Consider the following 16,684-nt stretch of genomic DNA (forward strand, 5'->3'; position numbering starts at 1 on the left):
GCGAACCCTGTCATCCGCGCCGGTGATCGCCGCCTCGCGTCCTGCGACCCCTGTCATCCGCATCGGTGACACCCGCCTCGCCCTCTCGCAGCCCCGTCGCACGCGGCCGCCGACTGCCGCGTCGCTGGTCAAACGCCGCGATTTTTGGCACTCCTGCGGCCCGTGGCCCTCGCGCCTCAGCTCGCGGTCGTCGCCTGGCTCGCGCTCGCCGCGGCCCCGCTCGAGCTGCACACCACCGCCGTCGATCCGCGCCTCACCGAGGCCGGCCTGCGCGCCCGCGTCGGCGACGAGCTCGACGCCTGGACGATCGACGTCCGCGCCGGCGCCGGCGAGCGCGAGCTCGACGTGCGTCTCCGCGGCCCCGACGGCGCCTCGCGCACGCACCGGTTGAGCCTCTCGAGCGACACCCGCGAAGACCGCAGCCGCGAACTCGCCGCCAGCCTCGCGCTCCTCATGGATGAGGCCCCGCCCCCCCGCGTGGGGGCAAACCTGCGACATCCCCCGCGCCCGCGCCGCGCCCTCCTTATCAAGGTTGGCTCGGCCTCGGCCCGCGCCTCGAGGCCGGCCCCGGCCTGGTCGAGGGCGGCGTCGACGTGATGGGCGGCGCCTGGCTGTTGCGTGAACACCTGCAACCGATCGCGAGCCTCGGCCTCGGGGGCGCGGCGCCCGAGGACGTGTCTCTGTTCCACCTCCGCTTCGGCGGCGGACTGGCCGCCGGCGCGTCGCTCCTGGATCGGCGGATCTGGCTCGGAGGACATGTCCTCGCTCACGCGCTGCGGTCGCGTGCCCGCGAGCGCGAGCGCATCGATGCTCACTGGATGTCGGCGACGGAGATCGGCGTGACGGTGCAATACCGCGGTCGGCGCCTGTTCCTCGGCGCTCGCACCGGGGTCGATCTCGTCCTGCCGTCGCGGCCGGTGCCCGGTCACGGGGCGCGGATCCGGCGCGGCCCGGCCCAGTGGATGCTCGGCCTCGTCATCGGCGTCGTCTTCGGCTGAGCGGCCTTGGATTCGCGGCGACCGACACGGTCTATAGCTGCGTGCTCACCTCCGCTACACTCTGGCCGGCCATGACGTCGCGGGCCGCAGTCAGGGACGTGGAGAGCGCTGCCGTCCTTGCGGCCGCGCAGGACGGCGACAGGGCCGCCCAGGCCGCCATCTTCGAGGCCTACAAGGATCGCGTCGCCCGCCAGGTGTTCCGCATGACCGGCGACGCGTCGTCGGTCGACGACCTGGTCCAGGAGGTCTTCATCTCGGCCTTCTCCGCGATCGGTCGCTTCCGCGGCGACGCCCAGCTCGGCACTTGGCTCTACACCATCGCCGCCAACCGCGTGCGCAACTGGTGGGACTCGCAGCGCCGCCGCCGTCGCCGCGAGGACATCGCCTCGGCCGGCACGGGTGAAGACCCCGTGGCCACCCCCGAGGCCGACTTCGAGGCCACCCAGCAGCGCGAGCGCCTCTATCGCGCGCTCGGTGAGTTGCCTGACAAGCTGCGCGAGTCCTTCGTCGCCCGCGCGATCGAGGGCATGAATTTGCACGAGGCGTCGGCCGCTCTCGGCGTCCCGATCAGCACTGTCTCTTACCGCACCCGTCGCGCCGAGCAGCTGCTCTGCGCGGCGCTGGGGATCCCCTGGAGGGACGAATGACCCCCGAGATTCGCCCTCCCGACCTCAGCGAGCCCGCCGTCCGTTCGCCCGAGCTGCTGCGCCTGGTCCAGGCCGCCCGGTCCGCGCCCGCGCCTGTCCTCAAGGTCAGCTCCGACGCGGTGTTCGCCGGCTTCCAGGCCCGCCGCCGCGACCGTCGCCGCCTGTGGGCGGGCGTCGGCTTGGCCGTCGCCGCCGCCGTCGCGCTGGTCTGGGCCCGCCCTTCGTTCATGTCCTCCAGGACAGGTGCTTGGAACCTGTCGCAACGAACAGCAGTGAGGCCGCCCACGTCGCCGCTCCGGCCCTGGCCGCCGCCGTGCGCGTGGTCGCCGAGGAGGGCCCGCCCGCCGGGGTGCGCGACGCGTGGCAGATCGAGCTCGGCGACGGCCGCTACGACGTCACCGTCGCCGCGCACGCGGGCCCCGAGCTGCTGCGCGTCGACACGGCCGGCGGCACCGTCGAGATCGCCCAGGGCCGGGTCGTCATCATCGTCGCCGGCACCCGCACCGAGGCCGAGCTGCGCACCGGCGTGGCCACGTGGATCGCCAAGGGCGGCGCCCGCACCCCGCTGGCCGTCGCCCCCGCCGAGGACGACGCACCTGACCCGAAGGCCAGCCCGTCCGACCTCGCCCGCCAGGCCGACGCCCTGCTGGCCGCCGGCCGCCGCGACGCCGCCATCCGCGTCCTCGACTTCCTCGTCACCGCCCACCCCGACAGCCCGCCGGCCCGCGCCGCCCTGCTCGACCTCGCCCGCCTCCTCAAGGCCGCCTCCCGCACCGACGAGGCCCGCTGCGCCTACGCCCTCTACCTCGAGCGCTACCCCGGCAAGGAGCAGCTCGCCGACGAGGTCGAAGGCGCCCTCGGCCGCCTCGGCCCCGGCCCCGCCTGCACCGGCCTGCGCCCGCGCTGACGCCCTCGATCGTACATGTCCGCGAGGACATGTACGATCGGGCATCTCCGAGACCGGCGCGCGATCCATGCGGGGAACAGGACCCCTCGTCGAATCACAACGCCGGGCAGATCTGCCGCGAACTGAATCGCATCATCGCGGGTCAGCACGGCCACAGACCCGCTGCCAGCGAGCTGTCCTTCGGGACATCCCCACGCGTGCCCGGGCCCGCGCGGCGCGAGCACGCCGGCCGCGGCCCCGCTACTCCTCGAGCTGCTCCAGCTTCTTGCGCACCCCGAACGGCACCGCCAGGCGCACGCGGAAGCCATCGACCTGGAAGAATTGGCGGATGACCGACTCGTTGATGGCTGCCGCCCGGTGGGCGATCGTCGCCAGATCCTTGAGCATCGGCATCATCGCCTTGCCCACGCCCTGGAACTCCTCGCTGAGCTTGCGCAGGTTCTTCAGCGCCGCGCTGCCGTCGCCCATCATCGACTCGACCTTGCCGGGTTCGACCGCGTCGATCAGCTTCTCGACCTTGGCCAGGGCCCGATCGCCGTCGACGAACAGTTTCTCGCCCTTGGCGATGAGCCCCGGCACTTCGCGCCGAAGGTCCGCGAGCACCGCGTCGCCGTTGTCGATCATGCGCCCGAGCTTCGGGTTCTCGAGGTGAGCCCGGGTCGCCTTCACGATCGCGCGCAGGTCCTCGCGATTCTCCGCCAGCATCTCCTTGCCGGTCGTCAGCATCGACTCGACATCACCGAGCATGCGATCGAGCCGCTCGCTGGGCAGCCCGCCCTCGTCCAGCGCCTTTGTAAGTGTGTCGACGCGCTTGACGATGCGGACCACGTGCCCGTAGAGCGCCTCGTCGCCGTCGACCACCCCGTTCATCGCGTTGAGCGCCTCGCCGATGTCGACGCTCGGGTCGACGCACGGGATCTCCGAGCCCGCGGGCAGCGGCGTCCCGGCCTCGGGCTGGCGCAGCTGCAGAAACTTCTCGCCGAGCAGGCCCTTCATCTGCGGTGACGCGCACGTCTCCGCGAAGATCGGCACCTCCGGGTTGATACGCAGCTCGAGCAGCGCTCGGTTGCCGTCGATCCCGATCTTCTGGATCTGCCCGATCTGCACCCCCGCGATGCGGACCGCGTTGCCCTCGACCAGGCCGCCGGCGTCGTCGAGGTGGAGGCGGTAGTGGTGACCCGCCTTGGGTAACGCGCCGAGCTTCCACGCGAGCCCGCCGAGCGCGGCCAGGGTCCCCATGACGAAGATGGCGAGGGTTAGGTAGCGCGTGTTCATGGCTTCACCTCACAGGACCTTGATCGGCCCGTCCGTGGATCGGTCGAAGAACTGATTGATGTGCCGCCGGCTCGAGCGGAGCACCTGCTCCTTCGGCCCGTACTCTTGCAGCTCACCCTTATAAAGCAGCCCGATGTAGTCGGCGATGTTGCGCGCCTCGGCCGTGTCGTGGCTGATGACCACGAACGTGATGGCGAACTTGCGGTGGAGCTCGAGGATGAGCTCGTCGAGCGTCGCCGACATCACCGGGTCGAGGCCGGAGGACGGCTCGTCGCACAGCACGATCTTCGGCCGCAGCGCGATCGCCCGCGCGAACGCCACTCGCTTGCGCATCCCGCCGCTCAGCTCCGCCGGCATCTTGCGCTGCACGCCCTTCAGGCCGACCGCCTCGAGGTACTGGGCGACCCGGTCCGCGATCTCCCGCTCCGACATCTTCTCGTGCTGGCGCAGCGGGAACGCCACGTTGTCGCCGACGCACATGTCGTCGAACAGCGCCCCGTCCTGGAACAGCATCCCGAACTTGCGGCGCAGCGCGAACAGCTGCTCGCGGTCGGCCGAGCGGCGCTCGTCGAGCGCCGTGATGTCCTGGCCCTCGATGAAGATCCGGCCCGAGTCCGGCTTCATCAATCCGACCAGGCAGCGCAGCAGCACCGACTTGCCCGTGCCCGACGGCCCGAGCATCACCAGGATCTTGCCGGCCGGCAGCGTCAGCGACACGTCACGCAGCACGTGGTTGGGGCCGAACGACTTGCAGACCCTCTCGAGCGTGATCGCTGGTTGTTGCTCGGCCATGATCACCTCACGTACAGCAGCGCCGACATGAACATGTTGAGGACGATGCACAGCACCGCCGAGTGGACGATCGCGCGGTTGGTCGCCACGCCGACGCCCTCCGCGCCGTCGCGCTTGAGCGCGCGGTAGCCGTGGTAGCAGGACACGATCGCCACCAGCCAGCCGAACACCATGCCCTTGAACACCCCCGCGGCCAGGTCGCCGAGGTGGACGATGTCGCGGACCTGTTCCATGAAGGTCCCGCCGTTGACCCCCATCTGCTCGGTCGCCGCGTAGTAGCTGGCCGCCAGGCCGACCACGTCGGCGTAGCCGCACAGCAGCGGCAGCATCAGCGTCACCGCCCACAGCCGCGGCGCGACCAGCAGGCGCATCGGGTCGACCGCCATCACCTCGAGCGCCTCGACCTGCTCGCTGATCTGCATGTTGGCCAGGCTGGCCGCCAGCGTCGCGCCGATGCGGGCCCCGCAGATCACCGCCGCCATCACCGGGTACAGCTCGCGGATCCCCCGACCCCGCAGAACAGCCCGAGCAGGTCCTGCCCGCCGAAGCGGACGAACGTGCCGTAGGCCTGCACCGACAGGTTCATCCCGGCGAACACGGTCAGCAGCGTGAGCAGCGGCAAGCTGCCGACCCCCGCGTCGAGGGCGTGGCGCACGAACTCGTCGCGCGGCGGCAGGCCGCTGAACTGGGCCACGAGCGCGCGACGGACGAAGTGCAGGAACTCCACGCCTACACCCCCAGCCTCAGCAGCAGCATGCTGACGAAGTAGTCCGCGACCAGGATCAGCACGATCGTCAGGGTCACGGTGTCGTTGGCCGCCTTGCCCACCCCCGTCGCCCCGCCGCTGGTGCGCAGCCCGAGGAAGCCGGCGATGAGGCCCACGGCTGTCCCGAAGGCCATGCACTTGCCCATGCCCACCCACAGGTCGACGAGCGACACCTGCGCGTACAGGTTGGCGAGGAACGACCCGTGGTCGACGCCCATCACCGGCACCGCGAAGAACCACCCGCTGACCAGCCCGAGCAGCGTCGTCAGCACGCTGAGCAGCGGCGTCACGATGATGCAGGCGATGAGGCCCGGGACCACGACGTAGCGGATCGGGTCGACCGACATCACCGCCAGCGCGTCGATCTGCCCGCGCACCTTCATCGTCCCGATGCGCGCCGCGATCGACGAGCCCGCCTGCGCCGCCACCATCACCGACGCCAGCGCCGGGCTGTACTCGCGGAAGATCGCGGTCGCCAGCAGCGACGACAGCAGGCTCTCCGCGCCGAACATGCGGAACAGCCCCGCGCCCTGCAGCGAGATCACGGCGCCCACCGGCGCCACCGCCAGACCCACCGGGATCAGGCAGCGCCGGATCAGCAGGTCCATCACGCGCAACGTTTCGACCAGGTAACGCGGACCCGTCACCAGACAACGACAGACAGCACAGAGGAACTCGACGAACGCGGCGCACGCTTCAAACCAGCGGACCGACCGGTTCGTCACGGCCGCCTCCCCGGTTTGTGATGCTTCGCCGACATGGTCCCTCGTGCCTTTAACCGTGGACCAGGTCCGAGCGCAACAAATTCTCGACACGACGGGCAGGCGCCGACGGCTGTGCAGCAGCGTGCACGACCGCTTGAGGCGGTCTCGCTGCCCTCGACCTGCCCCTTGACCTGTCCTCGACCTGTCCTCGACCTGTCCTCGACCTGGCCCAAGAGCCTGGCGCCGACCGCGGAAAATGCGACCGGACGGCCCGCGCGGTTTCGCGCAGAACCCTCCTAGCCTCCCCGGGGCGCCCGTTTCCGGCAAATTGACTCCCTCCGCCCGAGCGGCCAATGTTCCCGGGTGAGGCCGGTGAACATGCGGCTCGTAACGGCAGCCGTCGTCGCATCTCTGGGCCTCGCCTGCGGCCCCGGATGCGTCACGCCCGGGCCTGCGCAACAAGCACAGGCCGTCCCGCCCCCCGATTCCGCGCCTCCCTCCGGCGGCGCGCCCGAGCCGGTGCAGGTGCAAGTACCCCCGCCGGGGCCGACCCCCGTCCTCACCGACGCCGCGCGGGACGCCCGGTTGTGGGCCCAGCGAGCGATCCTCGGCGAGCGAGCGGCCTTGCTCGAGGACAGCGCCGGTCAACCCTTCCCCGTGATCCCCGTCGCAGCCGGCACCGAGCTCCAGGCCGCGATGATGCCGGGCGCGGGCCCCGGCAACCTCGACGCGCTGCCGGGCAGCGAGGGCACCGGGCCGGCCGGCACGGGCGTCGCTCCGGCGATCAACGGCAACGCCCTCGGCCAGTTCATCCTGCTCCAGCGCGGCGCCGACGACCCGCTGCGGCACTTCCACGAGGCCCTGCGCCGCCTCGACCAGGGCCTCGACGAGGACGGCAAGGTCCGCGTGCTGGTGTACGGCGCCTCGCACACCGCCGCCGACATCTACCCGACCTACCTGCGCGCCTACCTGCAGAAGCGCTTCGGCGACGGCGGCCTCGGCTTCTATCCGCTGGCCAAGCCGAGCAAGTACACCCGACCTTTCGGCTGCACCCTCGACAGCTCGCGCGGCTGGAAGGTCGAGCACGCCCAGCGCTCGGAGGCGCGGGATGACGGCTTCTTCGGCCTTCTGGGCGCCAGCGCCTCCGCCAGCAAGAAGCGCGACGTGACGCGGATCTCCTTTAATCCGCCGCTCGATCGCAAGGCCGAGCCGCCCGCGCTCAGCCGCTACGACCTCTATTTCTTGCGTCAGCCCGGCGGCGGCAAGTTCCAGGTGCTGTTCGCCGGCAAGAAGGCGTTCACCGTCGACACCAAGGCCAAGCAGCCGGGCCCCGGGTACCACAGCTTCGAGCGCCCCGGCCCGCCCGAGTCGATCGAGATCCGCCCGGTCGGCGACGGCGAGGTGCGCCTGTTCGGGGTCACCGTCGAGAACGAGGCCAAGGGCGTGGTCGTCGACACTCTCGGCATCGGCGGCACGCGGGCCTCGAACCACCTCAAGTGGGACGAGTTCGTGTGGGCCGACAACTACAAGCGGCGCGACCCCGACCTCGTCATCCTCGCCTACGGCAGCAACGAGTCGGTCGACGACGACCAGCCGATCGGCGTCTACAAGAACAACCTGCGCGAGGTCCTCGCCCGCCTGCGCCGCGCCTCGCCCGAAACCAGCTGCGTGCTCGTCGGCCCCGGCGACTTCCCGCTCAAGCGCCCCGACAACTCGCTCGGCCCGCGCCCGCGCGTCGCCGACATCGTCGCCGCCCAGCGCGAGCTCGCCAGCGAGGCCGGCTGCGCCTTCTGGGACACCGTGCAGTTCATGGGCGGCGAGGGCTCGATGGCCTACTGGGCCGCGGCTCAGCCCGCCATGGCGATGTCCGACCACCTCCACCTCAACCGCCGCGGCTACACCCGCATGGGCATGGCCCTCGCCGACGCGTTGATGTTCGACTTCGACGGCGGCGCGCCCACGCCCGAGCCCGGCGGCGACCCGCTCCTCGCCCGCGAGGCCCCGCAGCCCGACCCCACGGTGCCCGCCGACGCAGTCCCGGCCGAGCCCGCCAAGCCCGCGACCGAGGCCCCCGACGCCCCGCCCCTGGCCGTCGTCCCGGCCTCCGCGCCCTGACGACCTCGCGCCCGCGACCACGTCCATCATCGCACCCGCGACGAAGCGCGCGACCGCGACGTCGCTCGTCGTCGCCATCACGCCGTCGCGCGCCGCCGTGACGCGGCCCGGAACGCCCGGCCGAACTCGTCGCCTCCGCGCCGCGACCTCGCCACCTCGTCGTGACTCAGAACGCCAGGCCGAACGTCAGCCCGAACTGGGTCTGTCCGTTCGACCATGGCCGAACAGACATCTTGCCCGCCGGCTGCGCCGCCTTCCACGCGCGGCGAGTGACGATCCCGCGGCGCAGCAGGAACCCGCTGGCGACCGCGATCGGCACCGCGAACGCGAACGACAGCGAGCTCGACACGACCGCCGCGACGAACGGGTCGCCGCCGAGCGGACCGGTGCAGACGATCGTCGGGTCGAGCTGAGGGTCGGCGGTCTGCCCCGTGCAGATCGATCGCACCCGGACCGCGCGCAGCGCCTCGTAGGTGCCCACGCCGACCAGCGCGCCCGACACCGCGGCCGTCACCGCGCCGAGCCCGATCTCGACGTCGCCGCGCTCGCTCAGCGGCGCCAGCGAAGGTGGGGCTGACGCGGTGGTACGACGACCGCAGTCCCCTGCGCGCGGGCGCACCCGCACAGCATCGCCACGATCGTCGCGCTCGCTCGCATCCTCCGAGGTTCTACACGAAAGCCCGAGGCCAAGGCCACCGGCGATCGCGTAGCATCGCCGCATAGGAGAGTCCCATGGCTCAACGCGCCGAGCGCATCGCCTTCGCCTGCCTCGCTTCAACCTTCTTGACCGTCGCCTGCGGCGACTCGTCTCAGAGCAGCGGCACCGACACCACCCCGACCTCGACCGCCCCGACCGGCATCACCGTCGACCCGACCACCGGCACCGGCACCACGACCGGCACCACCGACACCGGCACCACCGACGAGCCGACCGGCACCACCGCGACGAGCACCACCGGCACGCCGACCTCGACGACGACCACCACCGACCCGACGGCCACCGACACCGACACCAGCACGACCGCGCCGCCGTGCATCGGCCTCGAGTGCCAGATCGATCCGTGCGACGGCAACAAGGACAAGACCACCCTCTCGGGCATCGTGTACGCGCCCGAGGGCACCTTGCCGCTCTACAACATCACCGTCTACGTGCCGTCCGGGCCGCTCGATCCGGTCGCCGAGGGCGTCGCTTGCGACACCTGCGGCGGCGCGCTGCCGGGCGACCCGATCGTCGCCACCCTCACCGACACCAAGGGCGAGTTCACCCTCACCGGCGTGCCCTCGGGGCAGAACATCCCGCTGGTCGTCAGCGTGGGCAAGTGGCGCCGCGAGGTCGTGCTGCCCGAGGTCGTCGCCTGCGCCGACAACCTCGCCCCCTACGACCTCACCCGCCTGCCCAAGAACCAGAGCGAGGGTCACATCCCGAAGATCGCCATGGTCACCGGCGGCGCCGACCCGCTCGAGTGCCTGCTGCGCAAGATCGGCATCGAGGACGGCGAGTTCACCCCCGAGGACGGCAGCGGCCGCGTCAACCTGTTCGAGGGCGACGGCGGGGCCGACCAGTACAGCAACGACCTCAACGGCGGCGCCGACTTCAGCGGCGCCAGCACCCTGTGGGGCAGCCTCGACACCTACAAGAAATACGACATGGTCCTGATGGCCTGCGAGGGCGGGCAGAACGGCGGCGCCAAGTCGAACGCCATGCGCCAGAACCTGGTCGACTACGCCGGCCTCGGCGGGCGCATCTTCCTGTCTCACTGGCACAACATCTGGATCGAGGACGGCCCCGATCCGTGGCCGAGCACCGCCGACTTCGTCAGCGAGCCCGACCTGCCCAACCCCGTCACCGGCAAGATCGACACCAGCTTCCCCAAGGGCATGGCCCTGGCCGACTGGATGCTGCACGTCGGCGGCTCCGAGGTCCACGGGGAGATGGAGATCAAGGAGGCCCAGTACACCGTCGACTCGGTCAACGACATGACCTCGACGCGGTGGGTCTACACCGACTCGCCCGAGAACACGGTCCAGTACTTCACCTTCAACGCCCCGGTCGGCGTGCCCGCCGAGCAGCAGTGCGGCCGCGTGGTCGACAGCGACATCCACGTCTCGTCCGGCGACAACATCGGCGAGCCGTTCCCCACCGGCTGCGAGACCCAGGGCCTGTCGCCGCAGGAGAAGGCGCTCGTGTTCATGTTCTTCGAGCTCTCGGCCTGCCTGATCCCCGACGACGAGGACCCGATCCCCGGCTGACCTACGGGACATCTCGGATGTCCTTCGAGACAGACCCTCGCCCTCGCCGCGAGGGTCTCCCCACCACCCCGCTCATCGGCGACATGTCCCCAAAGACATGTTCCGCTGCGACCGGCGTCGCCCACGACGTCCTCGCCTAAGCCTACGCCGACGCGAGCGGTAGCGCCTCGTGATGGCTGCGCCGCGACGACCACCGGCTCGCGCGCTGGGAGCGGCTCGTCGCTCACCCGCAGCTCGGCGACGTCGCCGAGTCGGTGCGCTACGCCGACTACCGCGAGTTCGCCGGCGTGCTGCTGCCCGCGCGGCGGACCGAGCGCTGGCTGCACGACGACGCCGCCGACACCCGCGACCTCCCCCTCGAGCTCGTCGAGCGCGTCAGCCACGAAGACCTCGCGCCCGCCGAGGCCGAGACGCACTGGTTGCCCCTCGCCGGCACCGATCCCTCGCCCGCACCGCGCCCGCCCGCCAAAATCGTCGCCCTCTCGCCGGCCCTCTTCCTCGTCGAGCTCCCGCTCGAGGACACGCGCGCCGCCTTCGCGGTGTTCGACGACTTCGTCGTCGTGCTCGACGCCCCGCTGCGCAGCGCCGCCGGAGAGGATCTCCTCGCGGCAGTGCGTGCCCACGCGCCCGACAAGGAAATCCGCTATGCCGTCTTCGGACATCACCACCCGCACTACAGCGGAGGCCTGCGTCCGCTGATCCACGCCGGCGCCACCATCGTCACCACCGCCGGCAACGTGCCTCTGATCGAGGACCTCGCGCGCCGGCCCCACGCGCTCGCGCCCGACGCCCTGGCCCGCGAGCCGCGCGCGCCGAAGTTCCTCGTCGTCGACGGCAGGCACGTCTTCAGCGATGCCTCGGGCCGCGCGCTCGAGCTGCACGACATCGGCGCGTACACCGAGCACACCGACTCGTACCTCGTCTATTACTTCCCGCGCGAACGCCTGCGGGTCGAGGGCGACCTGGCTGGTTCCCTGTCACGGGCGAGGTGCCGCGCGCGCGGCCGGCGGCGCTGGGGCTCGCGCGAGCGATCGACGCTCTCGGCCTCGACGTGGCGAAGATCGTCCAGACCTGGCCGCTCGCGGGCCAGGTGCAGGTCGCCGAACGAGCGCAGCTGGATGCGATCGTCGCCGGCGCTCGGCCGTGACGAGCGTCTGCACCTGACCTCCGGGACATCCACCCGGGACGCCGCCCGCGCACCCGCAGCCGCGCCGACCTCGCGGCGCCGCCGGGATCTCGCCGCAAGCGCTTCGGCCCGCGCGAGCCGTCGGCGCGCGCCTGGACCCGCGCGCGGACCGGCCCTCGGGCCGGCCCCCACCAGTTCCCGCGCGTCCCCTCCCGTTGTGCGGCAGATCGCCGGGACCAGCGTTGACATGTCCGAAGAGACAGATCGTATCGCGCGATCGCGCCCGCCCTCGCGAGCCGCCACGCGGGCGTGATCGCGCCGCGCGGCATGGCCCTTCGGACATCTTGCCGGCGCGGCGCACACAAGTAATCGCCGCGTTGTCGCCGTCGCGCCTCAGTGTCCTGTAAGATGAGACCCCTGATATGCCGCCCAACGATCCCAGGCCGCCTGCGAAACCGGCGCCGCGGCCACGTCCCGCCGCCCCTTCCAGCACCGGCGAGATGAGGGCGCCCAGCAAGCAGTCGGCCTCGCTACCGGGCACCGCCGCGGCCCCGGCCAAGCCCGCCCCCGGCAAGCCGCCCCCGGCGCGCACGCCCACCCGGCCTGGAACCGGTTCACTGCCCGGCGTCACCCCGACGCGGCCCGGCACCGCCGCGCCCACCGGCAACACGCGGCCCGGCACCGCCGCGCCCACCGGCAACACGCGGCCCGGCGTCTCGTCGACCGGCAGCGGCGCAGCGGCGGCGAGGCCGGCCCCCGCCAAGCAACCGCCGGCGCCGATCGGCCCCGGCTCGGTGATCGACAGCCGCTACAAGCTCGAGCAGCCCCTTGGGTCAGGTGGCATGTCGACGGTGTACCGCGGCACACACGCCCGCACCGGCGGCAAGCTGGCGATCAAGCTGCTCGACCCGCGCCTGTCGGGCAAGGCCGACATGCAGCAGCGCTGCCTCGCCGAGGCGCGGGCCATGATGGACATCTCGAGCAACCACGTCGTGCGCGCCTACGACGTCGGCCAGACCCCGTCGGGGCAGGTGTACATCGTGATGGAGTACCTCGAGGGCGAGGACCTCGATCACATGCTCCAGCGCGAGGGCCCGCTGCCGTGGCCGCGCCTCGCCAACATGGCGATCCAGATCTGCAGCGGCCTCAGCTCGGCTCACGCCAAGGGCACCTACCACCGCGACATCAAGCCGCAGAACTGCTTCCGCGTCACCCTCGACCGCAATCCCGATCACATCAAGCTCATCGACTTCGGCATCGCCAAGGACACCAACAGCGGCCAGGAGCTGACGCAGGACGGTGTCTTGCTCGGCACGCCGGAGTACATGGCGCCGGAGCTGATCGCCACCAACGCGACGCCCGACGCCCGCTCCGACATCTACGCGGTGGGCGCGACGCTCTACAAGCTCATCACCGGCACCCCGCCGTTCTCGAGCAAGAACGTCCTCGACCTGCTCTACCACCAGAAGCACACCGCGCCCGAGGCCCCGAGCAAGCGCGCGCCCGAGCGCAACATCCCGAAGATCGCCGACGACGTCCTGCTCAAGACCCTCGAGAAGGACCCGGACAAGCGCTACCAGAGCGCCGACGAGTTCGGCCAGGCGCTGCTCGAGTCGTTCGAGGCCGTGGTCGGCGCGCCGATCGTGCGGCACATGAGCCAGCCGTTCTTGATGGCGATCCCCGAGCGCTCGCGGCCCGGGACCACGCCGATCGGCACCGTCGCGCCGAACCCCACGCCGCAAGGCGGCACCCCGCGGCCCGGCGCCACGCCGCTCGGCACGCCGACGCTCGACGACGCCGAGTCTGCCACTCACTCGAGCGATCCGGTGGTGCGCGACGAGATCTCGCGCTCGCAGCAGTTCGACACCGACGCGCCGCGCCCGATCACCGGCAAGGACATCGTCGCCCGCGGCGGCACCTTGCTGTCGCTCGCGCTGATGTTCGGCCTCGCCTCGTGGCTGGCCGCCCCGGCGCCCGGCCCCAACGACGCCGTCGCCGCGGCCGCCGCCGCCGCCGCCGGCGACGACCTGCCCGAGCCCGAGCCCGCCAAGGTCGAGGAGCCGCCGCCCGTCGTCAACCCGCCGCCCGTCGAGCCGCCACCTGTCCCTGCGGACAGCAACCCGCCGCCCGTCGAGCCGACCAAGGTCGAGGCACCGCCTGTCCCCGAGGACACCAAGGTCGAGGCACCGCCTGTCCTTCCGGACAGCAAGGTCGAGACCCCGCCGCCGGTCGCCGACACCAAGGTCGAGGCCCCGCCCGAGCCGACCAAGATCGAGCCCCCGCCCGTCGCCGACACCAAGCCGCCCGAGCCCGCCGCTCCGCCGCCCGCGGGCACCGGCGTGCCCGACCCCGACTTCGCCTACCGCAGCGCCGAGAAGGAGCTGCGCGACCAGCACAAGTTCTTCCAGAACTGCCTCGACGGCGCCGGCCAGAGCACCGCCAAGCTGAAGTTCACCATCGAGGTCCGCAAGTCGGGCATGCCGCCGCACAAGATCAAGGTCATCTCGAGCAACGCCTCGGTGCGGTCGTGCGTGCGCAGCCTGTTCGAGCAGTTCCCGTTCGACTCCAGCCCGCGCGGCGGCGCCTTCGCGTACACCTACAACAACGGCAAGGCGACCTTCGAGAAGCTGCCGCTGTCGACCCCCACTCCCTAGAGGTCTTCGGGACATGTCCTCCACGACAGCTCAAGACAAGCCCCCGGGCATCGCCCGCTTCGGCGCCGGCGCGGCGCTGCTGCTCAGCCTGCTCGGCATCGGCGTCGGCGCGTACCTCACGGTGCTGAAGTTCCGCATGACCTTCACGCCGTGCGCCTCGACCAAGGGCGCGTGTGCGATCGGGGGCATGTCGTGCGAGGACGCGCTGCAGAGCAGCTGGTCGACCCTGCTCGGCCTGCCGATCTCGCTGTGGGGCTCGGCCTTCTACCTCGTCGTCGCGGTGATCGCCGGCGGCCTGTTCCTGCGCTCCGACTTCCTGCGCGGCGCGGCCCGTCCGCTGCTGCTCGGCCTGGCGCTGTTCGACATCGCCGTCAGCGCCGTCTACGGCAGCTACGCCTTCCTCGTCCTCAAGGCCCCCTGCCCCTACTGCCTCTCGCTCTACGTCATCAGCGCCCTGCTGCTGATGTGCTCCCTGTTCGCCGTCCACGGCGCCCCGCGCGGCCTGTGGAAGCGGCTGACCACCCGGCGCCAGGCCGACCTCCTCGACGCCCTGTTCGTCGCCGGCGTCGTGTTCGTCGTCGGCCTCGGCGTGCAGTCGGTCGGCTTCCAGACCACGCGCCGGTTCGTCGACGCCAACACCGGCTGCGCCGCGCCGACCACCGCCCTGCCGACCACCGCGATCGTCACCGGCGCCGCCGAGCCCAAGGTCGGCATCGCCCTGTTCCTCGACCTCAGCTGCCCGCACTGCTCGAACGAGTTCCGCAACGTCGGCCGGGCGATCCGCAGCAAGGAGCTCGACGTGCCGACGCGGGTCTACGTGTTCCACACCCCGCGCGCCGCCTGCGACACCGACGCCTTCCCGGCCGGCTACCCCAAGCACCACCCCGACGCCTTCAACGGCGGCGCCTGCCTCGCGGCCAAGGCCGCCGAGTGCGTCGAGAAGCTGCGCCCCGGCGCCGGCTTCGACATGATCGCCGCCCTGTTCGCGCTGCAGGCCGACCCTGACCCGAACGGCGGCCCGCTGTTCAGCCCCGTGCGCGTCGCCAGCAAGGCCGTCGACATCGGCCTCGAGATCGACCCGGACGACGCCGACAACGAGCTGTTTCAGTGCATCAACAACGACAAGGACGGGCCGACGCGGATCACCGCGCACCAGAAGTTCGCCGTCGAGCAGGACTACAAGGTCCCGACCGGCTACGTCTTCCCGATCGAGAACGGCGCGCCGCGCCTCGACACCGTCAACCACCTGCAGTCCGACTACACCGCCCGCGCGATCATCAACATCGTCCGCGGCATGGTGAAGGCGCCCTGATCCGAGCCGGCACTCATGGCCTCCGAGTTCGACACGACGACCAAGCTCCTGCTGGTGCTGACCGGCTTCATGGCCCTCATGGTGCTGCTGATCGCCTACGTGGCGCTCTTCCGCACCGAGGACCCGCTGCTCGCCCAGGCCGCCGGCGAGGCCGGCAAGACCGCCCAGGTCGCGCCCGCGGCCGACTGCGACGCCAGCACGCCCGAGGGCTCCGCCAAGTGCCCGCCGGGGCAGTACTGCATGGGTGACAAGTGCGCCCCGATCGACGACCTGGCGATCTGCGGCGAGGGCGACAGCTGCCGCGACTGCGACTGCGAGATGCCGCTCGTGTGCCACCAGATGCGCTGCCAGGACCCGGGCAAGCTCGAGCGCGCGCCCCTCGAGTGCGCCCGCAACGAGGAGCTGGCCAAGGCGGTGCGCAACCTGCAGAACAAGTGCGCCAGCCGCGACAAGAGCCTCGGCGACCTGGTCTCGACCCGCTCGTGCACCCCGTCGGACTGGGAGCAGCTGGCGATCGACGACCCGCAGTTCGACCTGATCCTCGCCGCCTTCCCCGGCCGCTTCTCGGTCCACTACCCGACCGGCCTGCCGAAGAAGGGCGCCAACTGGCCGACCAAGACGGTGCGCGAGCACTACAAGCAGCAGATCCGCCGCTTCAAGGAGCAGCTGACGCGGGCCAAGCAGGTGTTCGTGATCGGCCGCGCCTCGCCCGACGGCGACCGCCAGGAGAACCACGACCTCGCCGTGCGGCGCATGGACATGGTCACGCAGATCATCGGCGAGGTCGTCAACGAGGGCCTGGCCGAGACCGAGCGCAAGCAGATCCCGATCCAGCCGTTCGCCATGCGCGACGCCAAGCCGCTGAACCCCGAGCGGTTCAAGAAGAGCTACCTCGACGTCCAGGACAAGCCGGGCGAGAAGACCCCGTCGCCGGTGGTCGCGTGGGACGACACCAACCAGAAGCGCATGCAGAGCCTGCTCGACGGCGCGATCGACCTCAAGGACCAGAGCTCGCGCGACTGGACCGAGCTGTTCAACGCCATCAACCGCGTCGTCCTGGTCGTCCCGATCCCCTGCGACGGCACCGAGTACAAGCCGCCCAAGACCATCCTCGACGAGTCCGCCGGCTGAGACCCGC

17 protein-coding genes are annotated in these 16,684 nt (G+C 71.4%); 11 read left to right on the forward strand and 6 right to left on the reverse strand.

Translation table 11 applies throughout. The features are described 5' to 3' along the window. Positions 1–162 precede the first annotated feature (162 nt). The 4 genes from OV079_RS26900 (at position 163) to OV079_RS26915 (ending at position 2,552) form a co-directional block, all read left to right on the forward strand. A complete protein-coding gene (locus tag OV079_RS26900; RefSeq protein WP_267771784.1) occupies positions 163–597 on the forward strand; it encodes a hypothetical protein in 435 nt (144 codons plus the stop codon). After that, on the forward strand, positions 594–998 hold the full coding sequence (locus OV079_RS26905; protein WP_267771785.1) for a hypothetical protein: 405 nt from the start codon (positions 594–596) through the stop codon (positions 996–998). The genes OV079_RS26900 and OV079_RS26905 overlap by 4 nt, the downstream gene beginning before the upstream one ends. 98 nt (positions 999–1,096) lie before the next feature. Next, positions 1,097–1,645 carry an RNA polymerase sigma factor gene (locus OV079_RS26910; RefSeq protein ID WP_267771786.1) on the forward strand — a complete coding sequence of 183 codons (549 nt, stop codon included), beginning with the start codon at positions 1,097–1,099 and terminating at the stop codon, positions 1,643–1,645. A 247-nt stretch (positions 1,646–1,892) separates the two neighbouring features. After that, positions 1,893–2,552 carry a tetratricopeptide repeat protein gene (locus OV079_RS26915; RefSeq protein WP_267771787.1) on the forward strand — a complete coding sequence of 220 codons (660 nt, stop codon included), beginning with the start codon at positions 1,893–1,895 and terminating at the stop codon, positions 2,550–2,552. Between the two features lie 240 nt (positions 2,553–2,792). On the opposite strand, the gene OV079_RS26920 is transcribed toward OV079_RS26915, so the two are convergent. The 5 genes from OV079_RS26920 to OV079_RS26940 are packed head-to-tail and all read right to left on the reverse strand — an operon-like array spanning position 2,793 to position 6,110. Continuing rightward, positions 2,793–3,827 carry an MlaD family protein gene (locus OV079_RS26920; protein WP_267771788.1) on the reverse strand — a complete coding sequence of 345 codons (1,035 nt, stop codon included), beginning with the start codon at positions 3,825–3,827 and terminating at the stop codon, positions 2,793–2,795. A 9-nt stretch (positions 3,828–3,836) separates the two neighbouring features. Beyond that, positions 3,837–4,619 carry an ABC transporter ATP-binding protein gene (locus OV079_RS26925; RefSeq protein ID WP_267771789.1) on the reverse strand — a complete coding sequence of 261 codons (783 nt, stop codon included), beginning with the start codon at positions 4,617–4,619 and terminating at the stop codon, positions 3,837–3,839. Positions 4,620–4,621: 2 nt separating this feature from the next. Further along, positions 4,622–5,101, reverse strand: coding sequence for an MlaE family ABC transporter permease (locus tag OV079_RS26930; protein WP_267771790.1), 480 nt, complete (start codon positions 5,099–5,101; stop codon positions 4,622–4,624). Next, the gene (locus OV079_RS26935; protein ID WP_267771791.1) at positions 5,101–5,346 is read right to left on the reverse strand and encodes an ABC transporter permease; all 246 of its coding nucleotides are present in this window, start codon (positions 5,344–5,346) and stop codon (positions 5,101–5,103) included. The genes OV079_RS26930 and OV079_RS26935 overlap by 1 nt, the downstream gene beginning before the upstream one ends. 2 nt (positions 5,347–5,348) lie before the next feature. Next, the gene (locus OV079_RS26940) at positions 5,349–6,110 is read right to left on the reverse strand and encodes an MlaE family ABC transporter permease (RefSeq protein ID WP_267771792.1); all 762 of its coding nucleotides are present in this window, start codon (positions 6,108–6,110) and stop codon (positions 5,349–5,351) included. 504 nt (positions 6,111–6,614) lie between these two features. On the opposite strand from OV079_RS26940, the gene OV079_RS26945 reads away from it, so the two are divergent. Then, positions 6,615–8,204: a GDSL-type esterase/lipase family protein gene (locus tag OV079_RS26945; protein WP_267771793.1), complete on the forward strand. Its 1,590-nt coding sequence runs from the start codon at positions 6,615–6,617 to the stop codon at positions 8,202–8,204. Between the two features lie 166 nt (positions 8,205–8,370). Here OV079_RS26945 and OV079_RS26950 read toward each other — a convergent pair whose 3' ends face one another. Then, the gene (locus OV079_RS26950; protein ID WP_267771794.1) at positions 8,371–8,823 is read right to left on the reverse strand and encodes a hypothetical protein; all 453 of its coding nucleotides are present in this window, start codon (positions 8,821–8,823) and stop codon (positions 8,371–8,373) included. Positions 8,824–8,936: 113 nt separating this feature from the next. Between OV079_RS26950 and OV079_RS26955 the strand changes: the two genes are divergently transcribed. The 6 genes from OV079_RS26955 (at position 8,937) to OV079_RS26980 (ending at position 16,677) form a co-directional block, all read left to right on the forward strand. Further along, the gene (locus OV079_RS26955) at positions 8,937–10,454 is read left to right on the forward strand and encodes a carboxypeptidase regulatory-like domain-containing protein (RefSeq protein ID WP_267771795.1); all 1,518 of its coding nucleotides are present in this window, start codon (positions 8,937–8,939) and stop codon (positions 10,452–10,454) included. Positions 10,455–10,471: 17 nt separating this feature from the next. After that, positions 10,472–10,594 (forward strand): hypothetical protein, encoded by a 123-nt coding sequence (locus OV079_RS26960; protein WP_267771796.1) that lies wholly within the window; start codon positions 10,472–10,474, stop codon positions 10,592–10,594. A 114-nt stretch (positions 10,595–10,708) separates the two neighbouring features. Beyond that, positions 10,709–11,893 (forward strand): MBL fold metallo-hydrolase, encoded by a 1,185-nt coding sequence (locus OV079_RS26965; RefSeq protein WP_267771797.1) that lies wholly within the window; start codon positions 10,709–10,711, stop codon positions 11,891–11,893. Between the two features lie 187 nt (positions 11,894–12,080). Next, positions 12,081–14,234 carry a protein kinase domain-containing protein gene (locus tag OV079_RS26970; protein ID WP_267771798.1) on the forward strand — a complete coding sequence of 718 codons (2,154 nt, stop codon included), beginning with the start codon at positions 12,081–12,083 and terminating at the stop codon, positions 14,232–14,234. Positions 14,235–14,247: 13 nt separating this feature from the next. After that, positions 14,248–15,546 carry a vitamin K epoxide reductase family protein gene (locus tag OV079_RS26975; protein ID WP_267771799.1) on the forward strand — a complete coding sequence of 433 codons (1,299 nt, stop codon included), beginning with the start codon at positions 14,248–14,250 and terminating at the stop codon, positions 15,544–15,546. Between the two features lie 15 nt (positions 15,547–15,561). Beyond that, entirely contained in the window at positions 15,562–16,677 is a 1,116-nt protein-coding gene (locus tag OV079_RS26980; RefSeq protein ID WP_267771801.1) for a hypothetical protein, read from the forward strand. Positions 16,678–16,684 lie beyond the last annotated feature (7 nt).

Origin of the sequence: Nannocystis pusilla (assembly GCF_026626665.1) — a bacterium.
GTDB classification, from domain to species: domain Bacteria; phylum Myxococcota_A; class Polyangia; order Nannocystales; family Nannocystaceae; genus Nannocystis; species Nannocystis pusilla.

Coding starts and splice junctions, on each gene's coding strand:
- OV079_RS26980 (WP_267771801.1), top strand. CDS start 15,562: ATGGCCTCCGAGTTCGACACGACGACCAAGCTCCTGCTGGTGCTGACC.
- OV079_RS26960 (WP_267771796.1), top strand. CDS start 10,472: ATGTCCTTCGAGACAGACCCTCGCCCTCGCCGCGAGGGTCTCCCCACC.
- OV079_RS26975 (WP_267771799.1), top strand. CDS start 14,248: ATGTCCTCCACGACAGCTCAAGACAAGCCCCCGGGCATCGCCCGCTTC.
- OV079_RS26970 (WP_267771798.1), top strand. CDS start 12,081: ATGAGGGCGCCCAGCAAGCAGTCGGCCTCGCTACCGGGCACCGCCGCG.
- OV079_RS26925 (WP_267771789.1), bottom strand. CDS start 4,619: ATGGCCGAGCAACAACCAGCGATCACGCTCGAGAGGGTCTGCAAGTCG.
- OV079_RS26930 (WP_267771790.1), bottom strand. CDS start 5,101: ATGGCGGCGGTGATCTGCGGGGCCCGCATCGGCGCGACGCTGGCGGCC.
- OV079_RS26955 (WP_267771795.1), top strand. CDS start 8,937: ATGGCTCAACGCGCCGAGCGCATCGCCTTCGCCTGCCTCGCTTCAACC.
- OV079_RS26920 (WP_267771788.1), bottom strand. CDS start 3,827: ATGAACACGCGCTACCTAACCCTCGCCATCTTCGTCATGGGGACCCTG.